Source organism: Hydrogenophaga taeniospiralis (assembly GCF_020510445.1).
GTDB lineage: Bacteria > Pseudomonadota > Gammaproteobacteria > Burkholderiales > Burkholderiaceae_C > Hydrogenophaga.
The window spans coordinates 2,534,067-2,551,448 of the sequence record NZ_JAHBAG010000001.1; the positions used below are offsets into that span (position 1 = coordinate 2,534,067).

Here is a 17,382-nt window from a genome sequence, read left to right on the forward strand (position 1 = left end):
TACGCCCTTGTCTGGGTTATCCAGTCTGTCTGTATGAACAATATTTGAGGGTTCGTTTAGCCGCTTTCAGCGAACGCCCATTTTCCAAAAGTCATGAGGGGAAAAATCTTTCATCTTCCTGCCGGAAACAACAACCTTCAGCACCACCCATACCGGAACAACAATGTCGTGAGTCATCCTGGCAAACAGAATCGGCGCACAAGCCAGCATGAACAAATATGAATCTGCCCCACGCCTGATGTAGGCCAGCGACCGGAAGAACAGATGTATTTTCCGAATCACATGACCGAGATAGGTCAATCCTGGGTGGCGTGCGTGCTGCGGCAAATCATGCGCCGGTTTGCTGGTCATGGTCTTGCGCCACAAGGGCTTGTCCAGGGATGTCAAAACGAAGTTTCCCTTGGCCGCAAGAAAATACAGAGATGGAAAAGCGACGTTATAAACCGTTGTGATTGCTGGAAACAGCCAAAGCTTGTATTCAATGTCTTTGGCGCGCTGCCTTCGGATCAGCGCGTGGTTGCTACGATCAAGCAACTGCCTGGTTAGCTTGTAGATTCTCACCAGCGCATAGCGGTGCCCGTAGTCTTCGAGAACCTCTTCGCCTTCGTATTCCTGCGTCTCTTTGTTGAAGAGGCGGTAGGGACAGAATGCCAATATTGCTTCGGGTTCCGCGAGCAGCTTCTTCACCAAGACTTCTATGAATTCCGGCTCCCAGTGGTCATCTGCCGCCGCCCACATGAAAAACTCGCCTTTGGCTTGGTCGGCAACATACGTCCAATTGCCAGGCAGCCCCAGATTCTTCTCCTGCCGCACGTATCTGATTCGATGATCCTGAGCGCAGTATTTCTGGCAGATTTGCGCTGTTGCGTCGGTAGAAGCATTGTCGGACAAGACCAATTCAATATTCTTATAGGTTTGTCCCAGCAGGCAGTCCAGCGTGCGCGCGAGGGATTTTTCTCCGTTGTAGACCGGCACACCAATACTGACCAATGGAGCATTGTTCATTGCTTTACCCTGAACTGGTCATTCAGACCAAAAACGGTTTCAATTGCTGAAATATGCGTTTTGCTCTACACGGAGTCTGTCACTCAATCGGCCTTCCGGCATAACGACATCGTCCATGCTCAGCACCTGGTCTTTAGGGACGTCACGCCTCAGGCGACATCCCTCGGCCAATCCCATCGGGAGCAGACGGCCTTGGTTCACAACATGCGAGTTTTCAGCCAATCCATAGGTCATGTAGCCACCGATGCCGTCAATAAGTTGCCCTGCTTTCAGGTCAATTTTTGCGGCGGCGACCACGTCAACGCACGGTCCCGCAATGGGTGCGATTGCAGCGTCAGAGAACAATACCGCGCGCGCAACCGTATTGGGTACCTCAAAGTGGCACAAGTGATAAGGCGTGTAAAAACAATACAACGGACCTTCGCCCAGTTTGTATAAATTGAGGTAGTGCTTTTGCTGGGGATGATCGTGTGTGCCCAGAACAAAGACACCTGGATTTGGAGCGGCTCCAACCACGTAGTCAACTATCCCTGGGCCTTGCAGAAGTTCTTCATGCGGATACCAATTCACGGCCTCGGTAATAGGGGTGCCGGTTTCAACCGTTGGTCCGAACATTCCGCGTTTAGCCACCCGCATGCCGGTAGCGTTTGCCACGATGGCTTGCTCATACGAAATTTTGGTGCCATCGGCAAATGAGGTCACCATCGCGGGGTTTTGCCCCCATTTCTTGGCAAATCCTTCTTGTGTGGTCGGGTTGCGATAGGGATCGTGCAAGCCTTTGATGTTTCCGCACAAGACCGGCTTTACGCCTATCCCCTTGACAAATCTGTACAGATTCATGATGACGCCAGGCTGGTCGCCATCGACGTTGGTGAGTACCACACCAGCTTTATCGGCATACACCTTGAGTATTGGGCCGACTGTGCCGTCAAGCTCGGCATTCATCATGATCACGTGTTTGCCATGTTGAATGGCCATGAATACCACTTGGGCGCTGAACTCCACGGCGCCAGTCACCTCGATGATGGCATCTATTCCATCCGCCTGGCAGAGCAGAAATGCATCATCGGTGATCGCATAGCGGTCTTGCGCAATGGCATCTTCCAGCTGCGCGACGGTTTCCACAACCACCACGTCCTGGACATTGGCTTCGTTGTACGCGCGCCGGGCTTGATCAATGCTCCGGTTGGAAACTGCCACCAGTTTCATGCCCGGAGTGGAATTGATAATTTGCAGAGCAACCCCGCGCCCCATAAATCCTGCGCCCACCATGGCCACCCGAATAGGGTTGTTGTCGGACTGGCGTTTCTTCAACGCAGTATCAATAATTATCATGATCTTGACTTGTTAATTTGGGGTGCGGCACCAAGGTCTGATGGGGCAGGTATTGCGAGTGCCCGGCTCACTGCTTCATGTCGGGCCAGCTGGCATCTTTGTCAGAAATCACCTTGACCTCTTGCGGCCAAACGATTCCCAAAGCTGGGTCGTTGTATCTGATGCCACGCTCCGAACCAGGGTGGTAAACCTGGGAAACCTGGTAGGTGACTTCGCTGTCATCCACCAGGGTAATGAATCCATGCGCGAAGTGCTGCGGCACAAACAGCATGCGGTGATTGCTGCTTGACAACTCAACCCCAATCCACTGTTTGAAGGTTGGAGACTCAGGGCGAATATCTACAATGACATCGTAAATGGCGCCCTGGGTGCATCGTACCAACTTGGTTTCGGCATAGGGCGATTCCTGATAGTGCATGCCGCGCAATGTCCCCTGGTGTTTGCTCAGAGAAACATTGGTCTGCACCACTTTGTTCACCAGACCATGCCGCTCGAATTCGTCCTGGCAAAAAGACCTGGCAAAGAAGCCGCGGGAATCTCCGCGCTTTTCCAGGTCGATGATGTATGCCCCGGACAATTTGGTTTCGGTGAATATCATCAAACGCTCCAGAAGAACTTGTCGTCAATCTGCTGGGTGCGGATAAGATATTCAATCTGCTTGAGGCGGGTAAAGGCCCGGAAGTTGAAGATTTCGGGTGGCATGTCGATTCTCTTGAACACCTCGTGGAGTTGTTCTGCACCAATCTTGGCGTTGCGCTTGCACTTGAAGCCCAGCTGGGTGCTGATCTTGTCAAATGAGACCCGATAGCTTCGATTGTCGGCATCGTGATTGCCAAAACTGAGCGCACATCCGGTGAAGGTCTCGGCAACGATCTCGGCGATCTCTTTGACCCGGTAGTTGTCCGATGTGGCGCCCACATTGAATATCTGTTTGTGAACTTTCTCGCGCGGCGCATCCAGCACACAGGCGATGGCGTCGCAAATGTCCAGAACGTGTACCAGCGGTCGCCACGGCTGGCCATCACTGGTCATTTTGATTTCCTGGGTTGTCCATGCCAATCCGGACAGGTTGTTCAGCACAATGTCAAAGCGCATGCGGGGCGAAGGCCCATAGGCTGTGGCATTGCGCAGAAACGTAGGGCTGAAATGTTCCGAGGCCAATGGTGATACATCGCGCTCGACTCTCACCTTGCATTTGGCGTATGCGGTTTGTGGGTCGGTAGCCGATTCTTCGGTTTTGAAATCGTCACCACCAATGCCATACACGCTGCAAGAAGAGGTGTAGACAAAACGGCTTACGCCGACGTTCTTGCATTTCTTGGCCAGCTCAACCGAGCCCACATGATTGATTTCATAGGTGATGTCATTGTTGAGCTTCCCCAAAGGGTCATTGGACAACTCGGCCAGGTGCACCACCGCCTCAAAACCCTCAAGGTCCTTTTCGGTAATATCGCGAATGTCTTTGCTTATCCACCGTGGTGATTGTTTGACTGCGTTGTACAGCCAGCCATCTCGGTAGAAACCGGTGTCGATGCCCACCACGTCATGACCACGCTCCAACAGGACTGAGCCCAGCAAGCTTCCAATATAACCATCTGTCCCGGTCACTAGAATTTTCACGACTATTCCGCCTTTTTCAAATGTTTAGGTTTTTCCACAGGTACGTTTGTTTTCATGCATGCGCAGGTGTCCTGAGCGGGAAATGCATTGAATTGATTGTGATGGTCGCCACTTTTTGTGTCGTGTGTGCGCAAAAGACCGTGTCCAAGCGGCGCACACGCACGCTTTGTCGAAATTGGAGGGTATTCTGTTGAGGACGTGCGTAGCACGGCGAAGTGCTTCCCTTGACACGAACGGCAGGATACATCTGCAGGTCTGAATGGCTCAATGCCGGATTGCTTGGAACTTGACCTGGCTCAATGCCGGATTGCACGAAACGTGGTTTTCAGCACTGGTGTGTGGCGCAACCCACCGACCTTAAGCCGCGCTTAAGTCGCGTGCATGTATGGCTGAAAAGGACAAGGCTTGGTGTGATCGGGGTTTCTGGGCTGAGTGAAGGCGCAGCGCCACGGCGGCCACCAAGCCAAAGGCATCACGCAGCAACAGAAGCTCCGCCACGTTGCCGCCGCACAGTTCGCTCAGGGCCTTGAAGCCACCGCCCACGGCGGCCATCGCGGGTTAAGCGTGTCCGGGGTCCGGGCGACCAGCAGCGGGTCGCCGCCCGGCGGCCTCACCAGGTGTTTCTTTCCCCCACCGGTCCCACATTCATGCGCGCGGCAATCGCCACCGGAATGGCCATGCCGTTCCATGGCGATCCGGCGTTCTGGTGTTTGGTGGAGTCGTAGTCGTCCACATAGATGATGTTGATCTGGGGGTCCATGGCCGCGTTGTAGCAAACACCGGTCCAGCCGCGATTGGCGCCGCAGAACAGGTTCAGCAGCAAGGGGTTGGCGATTTGTTGTGCGGCCTCCAGTGGGTCCCAGGTGCCGGTGAGGGTCAGCGAGAACTGCGGCGTCAGCGTCCACGACAACAGGTGCAATGTGCCGGCCACGCCGCCCACCGCATTGGCCATCCAGTTGCCCGGGTTGAAGGGCTGGGTGGTGTAGGCGAAATTCTGCCGGTTGCGCAGTTTGTTGAGCTGGTCGGTGCGTATGCCAGAGAGCACATAGCCATCTTCCACCCGGCCCAGGTTGGAATACTGGTCAAACAGTTCAATCGGGTTGGCGGGTGCCGCGTACTTGGGCGCCACGACGAAGAAGCCGGGGATGCCATTGGGCGGTGCGGTAAAGGGCAGGTTCGTCACATAGGCCTCCTGCGGGGTGTCGAGCGCGCCGTCGTACAGGATCAGCACACGCGACTTCAGAATGGCACCGCCAATGGCGCCTGGAGGGGGCCCGTTGGCAATGGTCGGCGTGGACAGGAGTTGCCAATAGGGGCAATTGCACAGGTCGATGTTGTTCTGGGTGTACTCGACCAGATACGGCCCCAAGGTGGCCTGAATGGCCGCGACGAGGTTGCCATGCAGCAGGTTGGTGAACTTGTAGAAGTGCGACACGTTCAAGATCACCAGTTCGCGGTCGGTCGGGGCCAGGCTGTCAAAGTAGTCTTTGATCTGCTGCAGGATCCCGTCGGCGCCGGTCAACTCACCGCCCCAATAGAACTGGCCGTGGTAGGTCCAGAACTCGGTGCCCCGTGCGCAGGGCCGGAGGTCGAAATAGCGCACGCCGCCGGCGAGCTGTTGAAAGATGTCCTGGGTCTGCGTGGCGGAGTAGACGTTGGAAATCCGCTGGTCCCGGTAACAGCCCGAATCGTGGGTTCCGGGCAGTGTGATCTGGTGCAGCGGCCGATCCTGGAAGGCGCCCCGTGGAGCCCCGGCCAGCGCGGGATCGTAGAAGAGGTCGGTCATCCAGGGCATGGTTCAGTCCTTCGTGGGTTCAGCTATTCGCTTGGGGCCGGGCTTTCCAGGCTATCGGACCGTGAGCGCCTGGAGTTGGCTTGGGTTTCCATTGAAGCGGTTCAGGTCCACCGGGCCAGGCACACCGGCCACTTTGCCGCTCTGGCTGTGCTGCCAGAAGGTCCAGCGCGTCCAGCCCTTGGGCAGCTGCGGGCTGGCTTCGCCGCTGTACTCGGCCAGCCAGAGTGGGTAGGCGTCAAAGGCGGACAGGTACTCGTTGGCAAAGTACTCGCCCGAATAGAGGATGGGTTTGACGCCGTGCTGCTGTTCCAGCAGGCCCAGAAACTGCTGCAACGCTGGCGCCAAGGCTTGGGTGTCACCCTGGCTCAGCCGCTCGATGTCCACCACCGGGGGCAGGTCCCCCGGCTTCAGGCTCAGTTGGGCCGAGAAGTTGCGGAACTGGGCCTGCGGCGTGTCGGCACTGTCGTAGAAGTGGTAGCTGCCCACCGCCAGGCCCGCGGCGCGGGCCTGCTGCACGTTGCGGGCGTGGTCGGGGTCGACGATGGTGGCGCCTTCGCTCGCCTTGACGAACACGAAGCGCTGGCCGGCCTGCTTCATCTGCGCAAAGTTCACCTCACCGCCTTGCCAGTTGGACAGGTCCACCCCTTCGACGACTTCGGTCGCGCTGACGGGCGCTGGCGCGGAAGCCGCTGGCAGCGGTGCGGGGGCCGCGGGGGCGCTGACCGGCCCGGCCGCTGGGGGCGTGCGCGGCTCGCAGGCGCTGATGGCCGCCAGCAGCAAGAGGGTGCTCAGCCTGTGCCGTGTGGTGTGGCGCTGTGGGCCTGGGGTGTGCGGGTTCATCGGGATCAGGCCCTGGGAAAGAGCCGGTTCAGCATGTTGAACTGCTTGGACAGCGCATTGCGGATGCAGAAGTCCTTGATGGCTGCGGCGGCGACTTTGTGTTGTTCGGTCATGTCCACCACAGACGCCAGATTGGCCGAGGGCATCAGCGGATCGGGCACGAACGGCGCCTGTGAGGCGATGGCGGTGGTCAGCGTGATGCAGGCGACAGCCCGGTCGTCGCAAAAAATCACCAGGGTTTGTTCACGGCTCGTGCCGGGCTGGCGCAGCGTGGTGTGCTCGCGCAGCTCCACCCGAATCGCCTTGCCGAAAAACGTCTGCGTGATCCACTGGTTGAGCGGCGTGAGCGGGGGAACGTTCGCCTGCGTCGCTCGGTTGAAGAGCCAGCGGGGCAGGTTGTCGCGCAGCAGGTGCGCGGTGTCTTCCAGCTTGCTGGCGTCACGCACCCGCAACCATGCCGCCATGTCGATGCCGGAACCGGGAAACGGGTCGGTCGAGATGTAGCCATTGCGCACGATGGTGGAATAGAGTGCCAGGTCGTCGCTGGCCCCGACATCGCTGATGGTCAGGGGCGGCAGCAGTCCGCCGATCATCAGCGCCATCGTCTGCCGACCTGCTTGCGACTGCTCGCCGTCGTACGGCAACTGCCGGCTGGCGATCAGGTACATCATGTTGACCGCCATGTATTGCGGCGTGCCCGGGGCGGCGGCCAGGTCGGCACCCGCACCGTTGTTGGTGAGCAGCGTATTGATGGCCCCCACGACGGGCGGGCGCGTGGGCAGTTGCGCCACCGGGATGCCGGCGCTGGCCGCCATCCGCGCCTGGTAGTCCGCCTGCTGCAGCGGCGAGCCGGCGTTGTAGATCGCCGTCAGGCGGGCAAAGCGTCTGGCCACCTTGTCCACGCTCTTGGACACGCCCGCCGCCACCTCGGACAACATGAGCACCTGCTCGTCGAAGTGGTAGACCAGCGAGGGCAGCGGCAGGGTCTGCGTGATCGTCGTCCCCTGGTACTGGAGGGAGACGCCGATGGGGTCGATCTGCATGTGGCCCGACTGCAGGTCTTCCCACACTTCCACCGCCTCCACCGTGTTCAGGCGCGGCAGCGTCACGTCGATCAGTTCCATCAGCAGCGGGCGCTCGATTTGCGGCCCTGTGGCCTGACCCGGGAGCAAGGGCGCGGGCCATTCTTTCGGCTCCGCATGCCAGGTGTAGCCGAGCCGGAAGAGCTGGAACGGTTCGATGCCGTCGTTGAAGACCATGCCTGGAAACTCCGCGTTGGGCATGGATCTGTCGACGAGTTTGCGTTGCGTGTTCAGCCACAGACCCGTTCGGTTGTGGTCGAACACCTGGCGAATGGTCTGCGGATCGTCGCGAGTGACCTCGTACAGGTACAGAAGCGCCGACTGCTGGCTCCGGAGCTGATCCGGTGACGTGATCTGCGGGTTCCAGCGGGCGATTTCGACGGCGCAGTTGCGCAGTTCATCGAGGATCAGGTCTTCGATCACCGCGTAGATGTGGTTCTGTATCGGGATCGGCGCCCAGGGATCGACCACGATCTGGGTGTCCCAGTCGGACTTTCCGCCCCCTTGCTGCGTCACCGCCGGACCGGCCGGGTTGATGACGCAGTCAAAGGCGTTGCCACCCTTCATATAAAAGTAGAAGAGGGGCTGTTCCGGGTTCAGGCCGAGGTCTTGGTAGAGCGCGTCCTTTAACGAGAGCAGCCGCGCCCAGAGCGTCGACAAGGACTGCAGCACGGTGATGCGGACCGCGGGGTAGGTGGTGGCATCGTTGATGGCGCCCGTGAGTTGGCGGCTCAAATCACGGCGGATGGATCGAGCCAGTGTGGATTCTTGCATCGTGCGTCCCTGGTCTGGGCGATCAACTGCCCGCCGCGGGCGGCGCTGGCGTGTTGCTGGCCAGCGAGGCGCTGGCCGCCGCCATGGCCGCTTGCACCTGCGCCTGGGCCTGGGCGACCGCCTGGGTTTGCGCCTGTATGGCTTGCTGCATGGCCTGTTGCACGGCCGATACGTTGGCTTGCAGCGCGCTCTCGGCCTGGGCGACCGCCTGCGCAGCGGCCTGCGAGCCGGCGACGTTGGCGGTGGCGGCCACGGCCGCCTGGGCGGCTGCGGCGGCGCTGGCCACGGCGGCGTCGACCTGGGCTTGCGCGGCCTTCAACGCGGCGCTCGCCGGGTCGGTGGCGGCCGCGTCGGGCTTGTCGTTGGTTGCCGGGGGCTGCGCCGGGGCCGGAGCCTGTGCAACGGTCGGGGCCGTGGCCGCGGGTGACGCTGGCGACGCGGGCAGCGGTGCCGCGGTGGCTGCTTTGGCGGCTGGTGCAACTGATGCAGCTGGTGCGGTTGCGGCGGCTTTGTTCGGGGCCGCTGCAGCCGGAGTGGGTTTGGGCGCCGGGGCCGGCGCTGGGCTGGCCTTGGCGGGGGAGGGGATGGGCTTGGTGGGTTTGGCCATGGGGTCTACTCCGGTGTCGAGGTGGGTGGGGAACTGGGCAGGCCGGAGGCTGCATCGGGCGCCACCCAGGAGCCAAACTTGCGCAACGACAACAGCCGATCCGCGCTGACGTGCAGCACCGCCTGTTGCGTGGCGTTCTGCAGCGTGAAGGTCAGGCTGGCGCCGTCCTGTCCCAGGCGGCTTTCCTTCAACCGGTTGCCGCTCAGGAACGCCTGCGCGGTGCTGAGGTACAGGTCAAACAGGCGGCGCGCCTCCGCGCCGGTTTCGGTGGTGAAGATGGTCTGCGTGACCATCTGCAGCACGGCCTGCGACAGGCGCGAAAAGCCCAGCTTGTGCCCCCGGGCCAGCCAGTTGCGCAGGCACTGTTCGACTTCGTCGGGCGAGGGCAGGCGATCGGGCAGTTGCGGGCAGTCCATCGCGCCGAAGGCCAGCGGCAGCAGGGTCTGCACGGCCTGGCTGCAGAGTTGGCCGCGCGTCGCCGCGGTGCCGCCCAGCGCATTCATCTTTTTGGAATGCGCCAGGTAGACCTGGTAGTAGTCGCAGAACTCAGGCACGGTGCGGGCCTGTTGCACCGCGAAGGCCGCCGCCTCCTGGCGCAGCGCGGCCGGGTTGTCGCCGTCCTGCCCCAGCGCCACCGCGGCCAGCGCGTGCAAGGCCACGCGGTCGTTGAAATCCAGCGCCTGAAACACGGGCGCCGCTGCGACACCCAGGTCCTGCAGGAACTCGCTGGCGCTGCGCAACTGCTGGGCGTCAACCAGGTTGTAGTCGGCCATGATGCGTTGCGTCTGCTGCACCACGGCGGCGCTGGTGTCGCCGGTTTCGGCCTGGCCGAGCGTGCGCAGGTTGGCGCTGCCCAGCGACATGAGTTTGACCGGGCTGACCCACAGGCCCAGCCCCGGCAGCAAGGCCATGGGCGAGGCGTGCAGCCCCTGCTGGACCTCGGCCAGCAGCGTGGTCTCGTCCGCCACCTCGTAGCACACCATGGGGTTGGGCAAGGCCCAGGCCAGCCACTGGGGGCCGCCGTCGATGTAGGTCAAGGTCTGGCGCGCGAGCTCAGACAGGCTTTCGCTCTTTTGGATCAGCTTGCCGGCAACGATGACAGTCATGGCGTGGGTTCTTTCACCTATCTGTGGTGCGCTTCGCTACAAGCGCGGGTCAGCCCGCCGGGTAACCCTTGATGACCGAGGCGGCCGTGGCACCGACCTGGCCGAACTCGACGTTGGCCTGCGTCATCACCTGCTGCGCCGCCGTGATCACCTCGACGTATTTCGTGTCCTTGGTCGCCAGGAGCTGGGCCATGGCCACACCGATGGCCGTGGTGGCGATGGTGGAGAGGTTGCGCAACGCATCGGCTGAATCCTGCACCGCGATGGCGGTTGACTGCGCCACCGACTGGTAGGCCTTGCCGGCCCCGCTGGTCATGACCACCTGCGGGGCCATGGTGGCCATTTGAATCTGATTGACGGTGTCGATGACCTGGGCGTTGGTGTTGTCCATGGCGAATCCTTAAGCTCTGAGATGGTCGGCGTGGGCGTGTTTACGGGGCGGGCGGTGCCGGTTGTGGCGCTGGCGTGGGCGCAGGGGCCGGTGCGGGTGTCGGTGCGGGCGCAGGAGCCGGTGTTGGCGCTGGCGCGGGTGCCGGTGTTGCGCTGGCCTGCTGTGCCAGGCTCTTCAGGTCGGCCTGGGCCTCTTGCGCGACGGTGCTGGTGGCTTCGGCCACGCCCTGCAGCGTGGTGATGGCTGCGGTGCCCTGGCTGAAGGCGGTCTGCACCACCACTTCGTTGGATGGGGCTGGCGTGGGGCCTGGCAGGGGGTTGATCACCGGTGGCGTCGGCGCGGGTGGCACCGGCGGTGGCGTGTAGGGCGGGTAGGCGTTGAGCATGCGTGCACAGGCGGCGGTCACGGATGCCGAGCTCACCATACCGGCGTTCTGCTGGCGGTTGACCGCGTTGTACATGGCCATGCCCAGCGTCTCGACCATCACCGTGTCCAGCATGGCAAAGGCATGCGCGGGTGACTGTCCAGAGATCAGCGTGGTGACGCTGTTCACACTGTCCACCACCTGATCGTTTACGGTACCGGCGTCGTTCATTTGGGATTTGCTCCTAGTTTGATGATCAAGACGAGGGTCTGGGTGACGGCGGCTGCCGCCGTCACCTGCCCGCGTTGCTGGTTGGACACCGCGTTCTGCATGGCCAGGCTGATGCTGTCCGCCATGGCCAGATAGGTCATGCCCATCGCCATGGCGGGCGCCTGCGCCAGACTCAGGGGGGCACTACGCGCCACGCTGCAGGAACCCGGTGTCGCCCATCACCGCGCCTGGGCGCTGCGGCCCCATGGCGTTCAGTGCAGGCCCAGCACCTTGCCCGTCGACACGCCGGTGCTGGCCGTGTCCACCGACAGCATGGTGGCCACGCTCTGGGTGGTGGAGGCCTGCATGGTGACGTAGGACTGCTGCTGGTTGTTGGTGGCGTTGTGCGCGGCGTTGGACAAGGCCTGGCCGGTGGCCACGAACAGGTTGCCCATGGCCACGGCCGGGGCATCGCCCAGCACCTTGGTGTTGGCCTGGGAAACAGAGTCGGTGATCTGACTGTTGACTGCGGTAGGGAAAGCCATGTGAACTACTCCTTAAAAGTTGACAAGGTACGAAGACGAATCAAAAAAACGCACAGCGCGTGCTCAGGCGCTGAGGATGGCCTTGGTCGCCATGCCATCGGCGGCCGTGTCCAACGAGTACAGCAAGGACACGCCCATGGTGGTGGCGGCCTGCGCCGTCACATACATCTGCTGCTGCGCATTGGTGGCGTTGTGCGCCGCGTTGGCCAAGGCTTGCGCCGTGGCCTGGTACAGGTTGCCCATCGCGACGGCAGGCGCGGTGCCCAGGACCTGAAGGTTGCTTTGCGTCACCGAATCGGTGATCTGGCTGTTGACAGCGGTAGGAAAGGCCATGTTCTTTACTCCTGTTGGCTTGTGGCGCGGTGGCTCGGTGAATCAAGGCGCCAAAGACGTCGGCAACGATCAGCTGCTCAGAATGGTCTTGGTGGCCACGCCCGTGCTGGCGGTGTCCACCGAGTACAGGGTGGCCACACCCATGGTGGTGGCGGCCTGCGCCGTCACGTAGCTTTGCTGCTGCGCGTTGGTGGCGTTGTGCGCGGCATTGGCCAGGGCCTGGGCGGTCGCCTGGAACAGGTTGCCCATGGCAATGGCCGGGGCGTCACCCAGCACCTTGGTGTTGGCCTGCGTGACGGAATCGGTGATCTGGTCGTTGACTGCGGTTGGAAAAGCCATGAAATCCTCCGTTGGAAATTAGATGAGAAAGGTTTGAAACACAGCGCCGTCAAGATGCTGGAAACTGACGGAAAGAGAACGGTGAGAAAAACGGGAAAGGCGATCAGGTGCCCAGGCCTCTGACGCCGGAGCTGGGGGTCAGAATCGTTTTGGTGGCGATGCCGGTGCTGGCGGTGTCCAGCGAGTACAGGGTGGCCACGCCCATGGTCGTGGCGGACTGCGAGGTCACGTAGCTTTGCTGCTGCGCGTTGGTGGCGTTGTGTGCCGCATTGGCCAATGCCTGTGCCGTGGCCTGGTACAGGTTGCCCATTGCAATGGCAGGCGCGTCGCCCAACACCTTGGTGTTGGCCTGGGTGACGGAATCGGTGATTTGATCGTTTACGGCGGTCGGAAAGGCCATGGTACGTTCCTCGTAGGTTGGACCAGATGCTGGTCAGGTTGGCGGTTGGAAAACTGCGGTTCAACAATCTGGTTTGCCTTGAGCCGCAGGCAAATAGTAGTGACACGCACCCCTGCCCGAAGTGGGGCAGACGACGGAAAAACTGGGCCAGACGATGGTGTTGGCCGTGCGCGCTTTTTCCCCCGTTTGCGGAGGCCGCATCCCATTGGAGAATCGCCCGCATGGGATGCAACCCCTGGGATTTGGAGGTTGCCTTCGGGTCCGCGAGTCTTAAGAATCCGTGTCGATCGGTGGCCGCATGGCCACCGGCATGGGCCGATAAAAAAATGACGGCCAAAAAAGGGAGAAGTACTGTGATCCAAGCGCGATACGCCGTCAGCCCCGCCGTGCACCGGGGCACCTTGCGCCAGCCGAGGGCGCCATTTCGAAGCTATTCCACGGCGCTGCCGTGACGCAGTAAAACCCTGCCTCGCAGGCCCCCCCTTGATCCGTACGGAAGCCGCGGACAGCGAGCCCAGCCGGGCGCCGCATCGCTCGGTCGTGTCCTACTTGAATGAGGTCGCCGAAGTTCGGTGCCTGCTGGAACGCAGCGCCTGCCGCCATTGGTGGGAAGTGGCCAGCCTGGAGCTTTTTGGGCAGCAACCCCTGCTGGTCGACGGCGCCGCGGGCGGCAGCGCTGAGTTCAAGCGCGACCGCAGCCGCATGGCCCATGTGCGTCCGCCAGGCCCTGAGCATGCCCATGCCCCGAGCGACCGTGCCACGCCATTGCACGGTCCACGCAGCGTGGAGCTGGCGCTGGAGTTTTCCCGCCGACCACTCGGCGCACTGCGGCTGCGGTTGTTGCCCCACCTGGCCATGGGGCCAGGGTACGAGTCGGCACTGACGGAGCTGGCCTTTCAGTGCGCCGGCACCGTCCAGCGCCTGGCCAGCCAGCGCTGGGTGGTGCAGGCGCAGCTGGGGGCGCCGTGCCTGATCGGCTCCAGCCCGGCCATGTTGGCCCTGGATCGCCACATTGAAGAGAGCTGTGTCGACACCCGCCCGGTCGCGCTGCTGGGCACGAGCGGCAACGAAGCCTTGCAAACAGCGGTGGCCATCCACCACGGCGGCGGCGGGGCCGGGCTGGCTTTCGTCAAGGTGGATTGCGCGACCACCTTGGAGCCGCCCTGGCGCTGGGTGGATCGCGCGCGCGGTGGCACCCTGTTCCTGTGCAACCCGGACAGCGGCACCCGCGCCGACCAGGAGCACCTGTGGCTGCAACTGGAGCAGGCCATCGGTCACGCCACGCAGATGGACTGCCACCGGGCCTGCCGGCTGGTGATTGCGCTGAAGGCACAGCACCTGCCAGATCCCAACAGCAGCCCCGTTCCTTACGGTGCCTGGAGCCGGTGCAACTGGAAGGTGATCCCCCTGCCGCCTCTCTCACAACACCCGGAAGACATTCCGGTGTTGGCGCGTGCCGTGCTGGACTACCACGGCCACAGCGCCGAGCACCGCATGACCGACGCCCTTCAACACTGGTGCACCAACTACACATGGCCCGGCAATGCCACGCAACTGGAGTGGACCGTGGCCCGCATGGCGGTGCTGACCGCCAACACGCCCATCGGTGCCAGCGACATCAGCCTGCTGTCCCCCCGCTTGTTGGGGGACGCCGGCACGGCGTACACCCTTGCGGAGCCGCCAGCACCCCGCTATGAAAACCACGACACCGCTGCGCCGGCGGACGGCCTTCCCTGCGTGTTGGCACGGCCCGTCGAGCACTGGGTGCGCTGTGTGCTGGAGCACGACACACAAGCGTTCGCGCAGCTGCATGTGGGGCTGGCCCGCGCCCTGCAGTATTTGTGCAGGCAGTTCCATGAATCGATCTCGGCCGAACAGCTGGCCGACCAGGCCCATGTGAGCGTCTCGCATCTGCGCTTCCTGTTTCGCGACAGCCTGGGCCTGCCGTTCAAGCTGTTTTTGCAGCATGTGCGCATTGCACACGCCAAGCGCCTGCTGCTGGCATCACCGCAACGCCGCATCACGGATGTGGCGCTCAGCGTGGGGTTCAGCGACTTCAGCCATTTCCAGAAATGCTTTCGCCTGATCACCGGTCAAACCCCCGGCGACCTGCGCCGCGCCTGGGCCTCGCAGGGGAGCCGGCCAGCCTCCCGTGACACCAGCGACATACCGGAATTGCAGGTCCGGAAACAGCGAGACCTCATCGCCCAACTGACGCTTAATGCCGTCTTCCAGCGCGACTGCCGTGCATCAACCGGAGGAGATGGATGAAGATGCTGATCAAGGGAATTCCCAGTGGGTATGTCGACGCGATACGCAGCGGCGACCCAGACGCGAACGGGCAAGCGGCCGTCGTTCGGGCGGCGGAAGGTGCGGCAAACCCGTGCCGGCACTGCCTGGGACTCATTGCCCCGGGAGAAGAAAAACTCGTGTTGGCCTACCGGCCGTTTGACGACCCGCAACCGTATGCGGAGGTGGGCCCGATCTTCCTGCACAAGCGTGCCTGCAAGCGTTACGTGGCCGACGCCTTGCCCACGTGGTTCAACCACCTGCAACCGGCCATTGTTCGCGGCTACGGGCATGACAACTGGATCCGGTACGAAACGGGCCAGGTCGTCAAAGGCGAAGAACTCACCAGCAAATGCAGAGAAATTCTGACGGACCCCGAAGTGGCTTACGTCCACATCCGGTCCAAGTTCAACTGCTTCCAATGCCGCGTGGACCGGGGGTGAGAAGCGATTCCCATCAGTCCATGTTCCCGTCAAGTCCACCGGTTGGTTCCTGAGGAACAAATCGGTTGTCCGGGCGAGGACCGGGCGCGCGCTGGCTGAGCAGGAAAAGGTGGCATCCCAGTGCTCCGATCAGCGGCAACAGCCAGACCATCAAAACCTGCAGCCACCGTTGTGGGGTGTCGTACTCATCCGCCCGGAAAAGGATGGCGGATACGTAGAGTTGATAGAAAACCACCGCACCAACGATCGAAAAAACCAAGAGTTCCGGCATATCACCGTCCTTTATGTGGGAAGCCCGAATACCTGCGCCCTGCCTTCTGAACCCGATGTGCGAAAGCATCCGCGATGGGCACTATAGCCGGCCACCGGGAGCGCTCACGCCAAGGCGGGCCCGCCAATCTCAGCGAGCCACCGCATCAAACCCCGCGGCCATGGCGTCCCGGTGTTCCAGGTCCACCGCGGCCGGGGCCAGCGGGTCGCTGCCGTGGTGCCAGCTGGCCGGGGTGCTTGGGTCGTCCAGCGCCAGCACCAGGGCGTGGTTGAGCTCATAGGCACCCCAGGCCAGGCCCTGTTGGCGCAGCGCGGCCTGCAGCGCGGACTGCACGAGCACGCGCACCACGCGGTGCGGCCCGGAGAAGGGCACCTCGTCCACGCGGCCGGCTGCGGCGTCGGCGCAGGCGCGGCGGTCGTGCGAGGCGTGGCCGCGGCAGGCGAGCGGGCGCACGCGGTGGATCAGGCACACGCCCTGTTCGATGAAGGCGCAGCGCCGCCGCAGGGCCACGCGCTGTTCTTCGCCCAGCCCGCGGGTGGCGGCGTCGGTGTCGCGCAGGCGGCCGATCAGGTCGATGCCGTGGCCGCGCAGCGCGGGCGCGGTGGCGCGCAGGTAGGCGGCCACCATGAACACCTCGGGCGCGAGCGCGGTCACGCGCAGGGTGCAGCAGCTCGGGCAGCCCTTGCGGCAGGCGATGGGGGGCCGGCCTTCGGACTGGATCGCCACGTTGCCGTCGAAGCTGTCCCAGGCCTGGAGCATCACAGCCTGGAAGCGGTCGGCGTCGGCCGCGCCGGGCCCGCCCAGGGTGTGTTCAAAGGCACCGCGCAGGTCGCGGAAGAAGGCTTCGGCGCCGTGGTCGTCGGGGGTGGTCTGCTCTGGCATGGGCCTGGCCTACACGCTCTTTCCTTTGAGCAGCCGCGCCTGTTCGGACGCGCTGTAGTGGTTGAAGTGGCCCTGCGCGGCGGCGAGGCGGCGGTTGGACAGGCGGATGGCTTCGATCTTGCCGGCCGGGGCGATGCGCGAGACGCACTTTTCCAGATCGGTGCTGGCGCAGTGCGGGCAGGTGGGCACGGTGCTGGAGCGCACGAGCAGCTCGAACCCGGCCTGGCAGGCCTTGCAGTGGTAGTCAAACATGGGCATGGGGGGCTCCTGGGTGGGCGGGTGGGGTGGGGCAGCGCTGGCGGGTGGATGCGCAGCCTTCCAGCGTGGCCGGGCTGGCGGCGTGGGTGGCTTCCAGGCCCACCCAGGCGTGGACTTCGGCGGTGTCAAAGCCGAGGTGGTGGCTGCCGTCGTCGCTGCGCTGCATGAGCGGGCGGCGGATCAGCAAGGGCTCGGCCAGCAGCAGTGCCAGCGCGGCATCAGCGCCCAGCGCTTCGGGCTTGACTTCGCCGCTCTTGACGCGCGGCGCTGCGGTGTTGAACCAGCGGGCCACCGGGTGGCCCGCCAGAAAGGGTCGCAGGCGCTCGGCGCTCCAGTGCGCGGTGAGCAGGTTGCGCCGCTCCAGCGTGTGACCAGCGGCTTCGAGCGCGGCGCGCTGGCGGGCGTTGCCGCCGCAGCCGGGTTTTTCAAAGAAGACGATGTGGGTCATGAGGGGGTTCCTCGGGTGTAGGGCTCGTTGAGGGTTTCGGCGGGC

The 17,382-nt window shown here is 62.9% G+C and carries 22 protein-coding genes; 2 read left to right on the top strand and 20 right to left on the bottom strand.

Translation table 11 applies throughout. The annotated features are described in order from the left end of the window. Nucleotides 1-66 precede the first annotated feature (66 nt). The 16 genes from KIH07_RS12220 to KIH07_RS12295 all read right to left on the bottom strand — a co-directional run bounded on the left by KIH07_RS12220 (nt 67) and on the right by KIH07_RS12295 (nt 12,746). The gene (locus tag KIH07_RS12220) at nt 67-1,005 is read right to left on the bottom strand and encodes a glycosyltransferase family 2 protein (RefSeq protein WP_226492226.1); all 939 of its coding nucleotides are present in this window, start codon (nt 1,003-1,005) and stop codon (nt 67-69) included. A 39-nt stretch (nt 1,006-1,044) separates the two neighbouring features. Beyond that, the gene (locus KIH07_RS12225) at nt 1,045-2,340 is read right to left on the bottom strand and encodes an NAD(P)H-dependent oxidoreductase (RefSeq protein ID WP_226492227.1); all 1,296 of its coding nucleotides are present in this window, start codon (nt 2,338-2,340) and stop codon (nt 1,045-1,047) included. A 67-nt stretch (nt 2,341-2,407) separates the two neighbouring features. Next, the gene (gene rfbC, locus KIH07_RS12230) at nt 2,408-2,938 is read right to left on the bottom strand and encodes a dTDP-4-dehydrorhamnose 3,5-epimerase (protein WP_226492228.1); all 531 of its coding nucleotides are present in this window, start codon (nt 2,936-2,938) and stop codon (nt 2,408-2,410) included. Beyond that, nucleotides 2,938-3,960 (bottom strand): NAD-dependent epimerase/dehydratase family protein, encoded by a 1,023-nt coding sequence (locus KIH07_RS12235; RefSeq protein ID WP_226492229.1) that lies wholly within the window; start codon nt 3,958-3,960, stop codon nt 2,938-2,940. Before KIH07_RS12235 ends, rfbC begins: the two co-directional genes overlap by 1 nt. A gap of 610 nt (nt 3,961-4,570) precedes the next feature. Then, nucleotides 4,571-5,755, bottom strand: a complete 1,185-nt coding sequence (locus tag KIH07_RS12240; protein ID WP_226492230.1) for a hypothetical protein — start codon at nt 5,753-5,755, stop codon at nt 4,571-4,573. 51 nt (nt 5,756-5,806) lie between these two features. Beyond that, nucleotides 5,807-6,595 (bottom strand): glycoside hydrolase family 25 protein, encoded by a 789-nt coding sequence (locus tag KIH07_RS12245; protein ID WP_226492231.1) that lies wholly within the window; start codon nt 6,593-6,595, stop codon nt 5,807-5,809. 5 nt (nt 6,596-6,600) lie between these two features. Further along, the gene (locus KIH07_RS12250; RefSeq protein WP_226492232.1) at nt 6,601-8,451 is read right to left on the bottom strand and encodes a hypothetical protein; all 1,851 of its coding nucleotides are present in this window, start codon (nt 8,449-8,451) and stop codon (nt 6,601-6,603) included. Between the two features lie 22 nt (nt 8,452-8,473). Next, nucleotides 8,474-9,058, bottom strand: coding sequence for a hypothetical protein (locus tag KIH07_RS12255; RefSeq protein ID WP_226492233.1), 585 nt, complete (start codon nt 9,056-9,058; stop codon nt 8,474-8,476). 5 nt (nt 9,059-9,063) lie between these two features. After that, nucleotides 9,064-10,164, bottom strand: coding sequence for a hypothetical protein (locus KIH07_RS12260; RefSeq protein WP_226492234.1), 1,101 nt, complete (start codon nt 10,162-10,164; stop codon nt 9,064-9,066). Between the two features lie 49 nt (nt 10,165-10,213). Then, nucleotides 10,214-10,555 (bottom strand): hypothetical protein, encoded by a 342-nt coding sequence (locus KIH07_RS12265; protein WP_226492235.1) that lies wholly within the window; start codon nt 10,553-10,555, stop codon nt 10,214-10,216. 40 nt (nt 10,556-10,595) lie between these two features. Then, nucleotides 10,596-11,150: a RebB family R body protein gene (locus KIH07_RS12270; protein WP_226492236.1), complete on the bottom strand. Its 555-nt coding sequence runs from the start codon at nt 11,148-11,150 to the stop codon at nt 10,596-10,598. Then, the gene (locus KIH07_RS12275; RefSeq protein ID WP_226492237.1) at nt 11,147-11,344 is read right to left on the bottom strand and encodes a RebB family R body protein; all 198 of its coding nucleotides are present in this window, start codon (nt 11,342-11,344) and stop codon (nt 11,147-11,149) included. Before KIH07_RS12275 ends, KIH07_RS12270 begins: the two co-directional genes overlap by 4 nt. Nucleotides 11,345-11,401: 57 nt before the next feature. Then, on the bottom strand, nt 11,402-11,674 hold the full coding sequence (locus KIH07_RS12280) for a RebB family R body protein (protein ID WP_226492238.1): 273 nt from the start codon (nt 11,672-11,674) through the stop codon (nt 11,402-11,404). Between the two features lie 63 nt (nt 11,675-11,737). Further along, complete coding sequence (locus tag KIH07_RS12285; RefSeq protein WP_226492239.1) at nt 11,738-12,007, bottom strand: RebB family R body protein; 270 nt, start codon at nt 12,005-12,007, stop codon at nt 11,738-11,740. A gap of 69 nt (nt 12,008-12,076) precedes the next feature. Beyond that, the gene (locus KIH07_RS12290) at nt 12,077-12,346 is read right to left on the bottom strand and encodes a RebB family R body protein (RefSeq protein WP_077327699.1); all 270 of its coding nucleotides are present in this window, start codon (nt 12,344-12,346) and stop codon (nt 12,077-12,079) included. A gap of 103 nt (nt 12,347-12,449) precedes the next feature. After that, on the bottom strand, nt 12,450-12,746 hold the full coding sequence (locus KIH07_RS12295) for a RebB family R body protein (RefSeq protein WP_226492240.1): 297 nt from the start codon (nt 12,744-12,746) through the stop codon (nt 12,450-12,452). Between the two features lie 540 nt (nt 12,747-13,286). On the opposite strand from KIH07_RS12295, the gene KIH07_RS12300 reads away from it, so the two are divergent. Next, a complete protein-coding gene (locus KIH07_RS12300) occupies nt 13,287-15,017 on the top strand; it encodes a helix-turn-helix domain-containing protein (RefSeq protein WP_226492241.1) in 1,731 nt (576 codons plus the stop codon). Further along, a complete protein-coding gene (locus KIH07_RS12305; RefSeq protein WP_226492242.1) occupies nt 15,014-15,478 on the top strand; it encodes a DUF1203 domain-containing protein in 465 nt (154 codons plus the stop codon). The genes KIH07_RS12300 and KIH07_RS12305 overlap by 4 nt, the downstream gene beginning before the upstream one ends. 13 nt (nt 15,479-15,491) lie before the next feature. Here KIH07_RS12305 and KIH07_RS12310 read toward each other — a convergent pair whose 3' ends face one another. The 4 genes from KIH07_RS12310 to KIH07_RS12325 form a co-directional block, all read right to left on the bottom strand. Then, nucleotides 15,492-15,749, bottom strand: a complete 258-nt coding sequence (locus KIH07_RS12310) for a hypothetical protein (RefSeq protein WP_226492243.1) — start codon at nt 15,747-15,749, stop codon at nt 15,492-15,494. 129 nt (nt 15,750-15,878) lie between these two features. Then, entirely contained in the window at nt 15,879-16,631 is a 753-nt protein-coding gene (locus KIH07_RS12315) for a YkgJ family cysteine cluster protein (protein WP_226492244.1), read from the bottom strand. Between the two features lie 9 nt (nt 16,632-16,640). Beyond that, nucleotides 16,641-16,889: an FmdB family zinc ribbon protein gene (locus KIH07_RS12320; protein WP_226492245.1), complete on the bottom strand. Its 249-nt coding sequence runs from the start codon at nt 16,887-16,889 to the stop codon at nt 16,641-16,643. Beyond that, on the bottom strand, nt 16,876-17,337 hold the full coding sequence (locus KIH07_RS12325; RefSeq protein WP_226492246.1) for an ArsC/Spx/MgsR family protein: 462 nt from the start codon (nt 17,335-17,337) through the stop codon (nt 16,876-16,878). Before KIH07_RS12325 ends, KIH07_RS12320 begins: the two co-directional genes overlap by 14 nt. Nucleotides 17,338-17,382 lie beyond the last annotated feature (45 nt).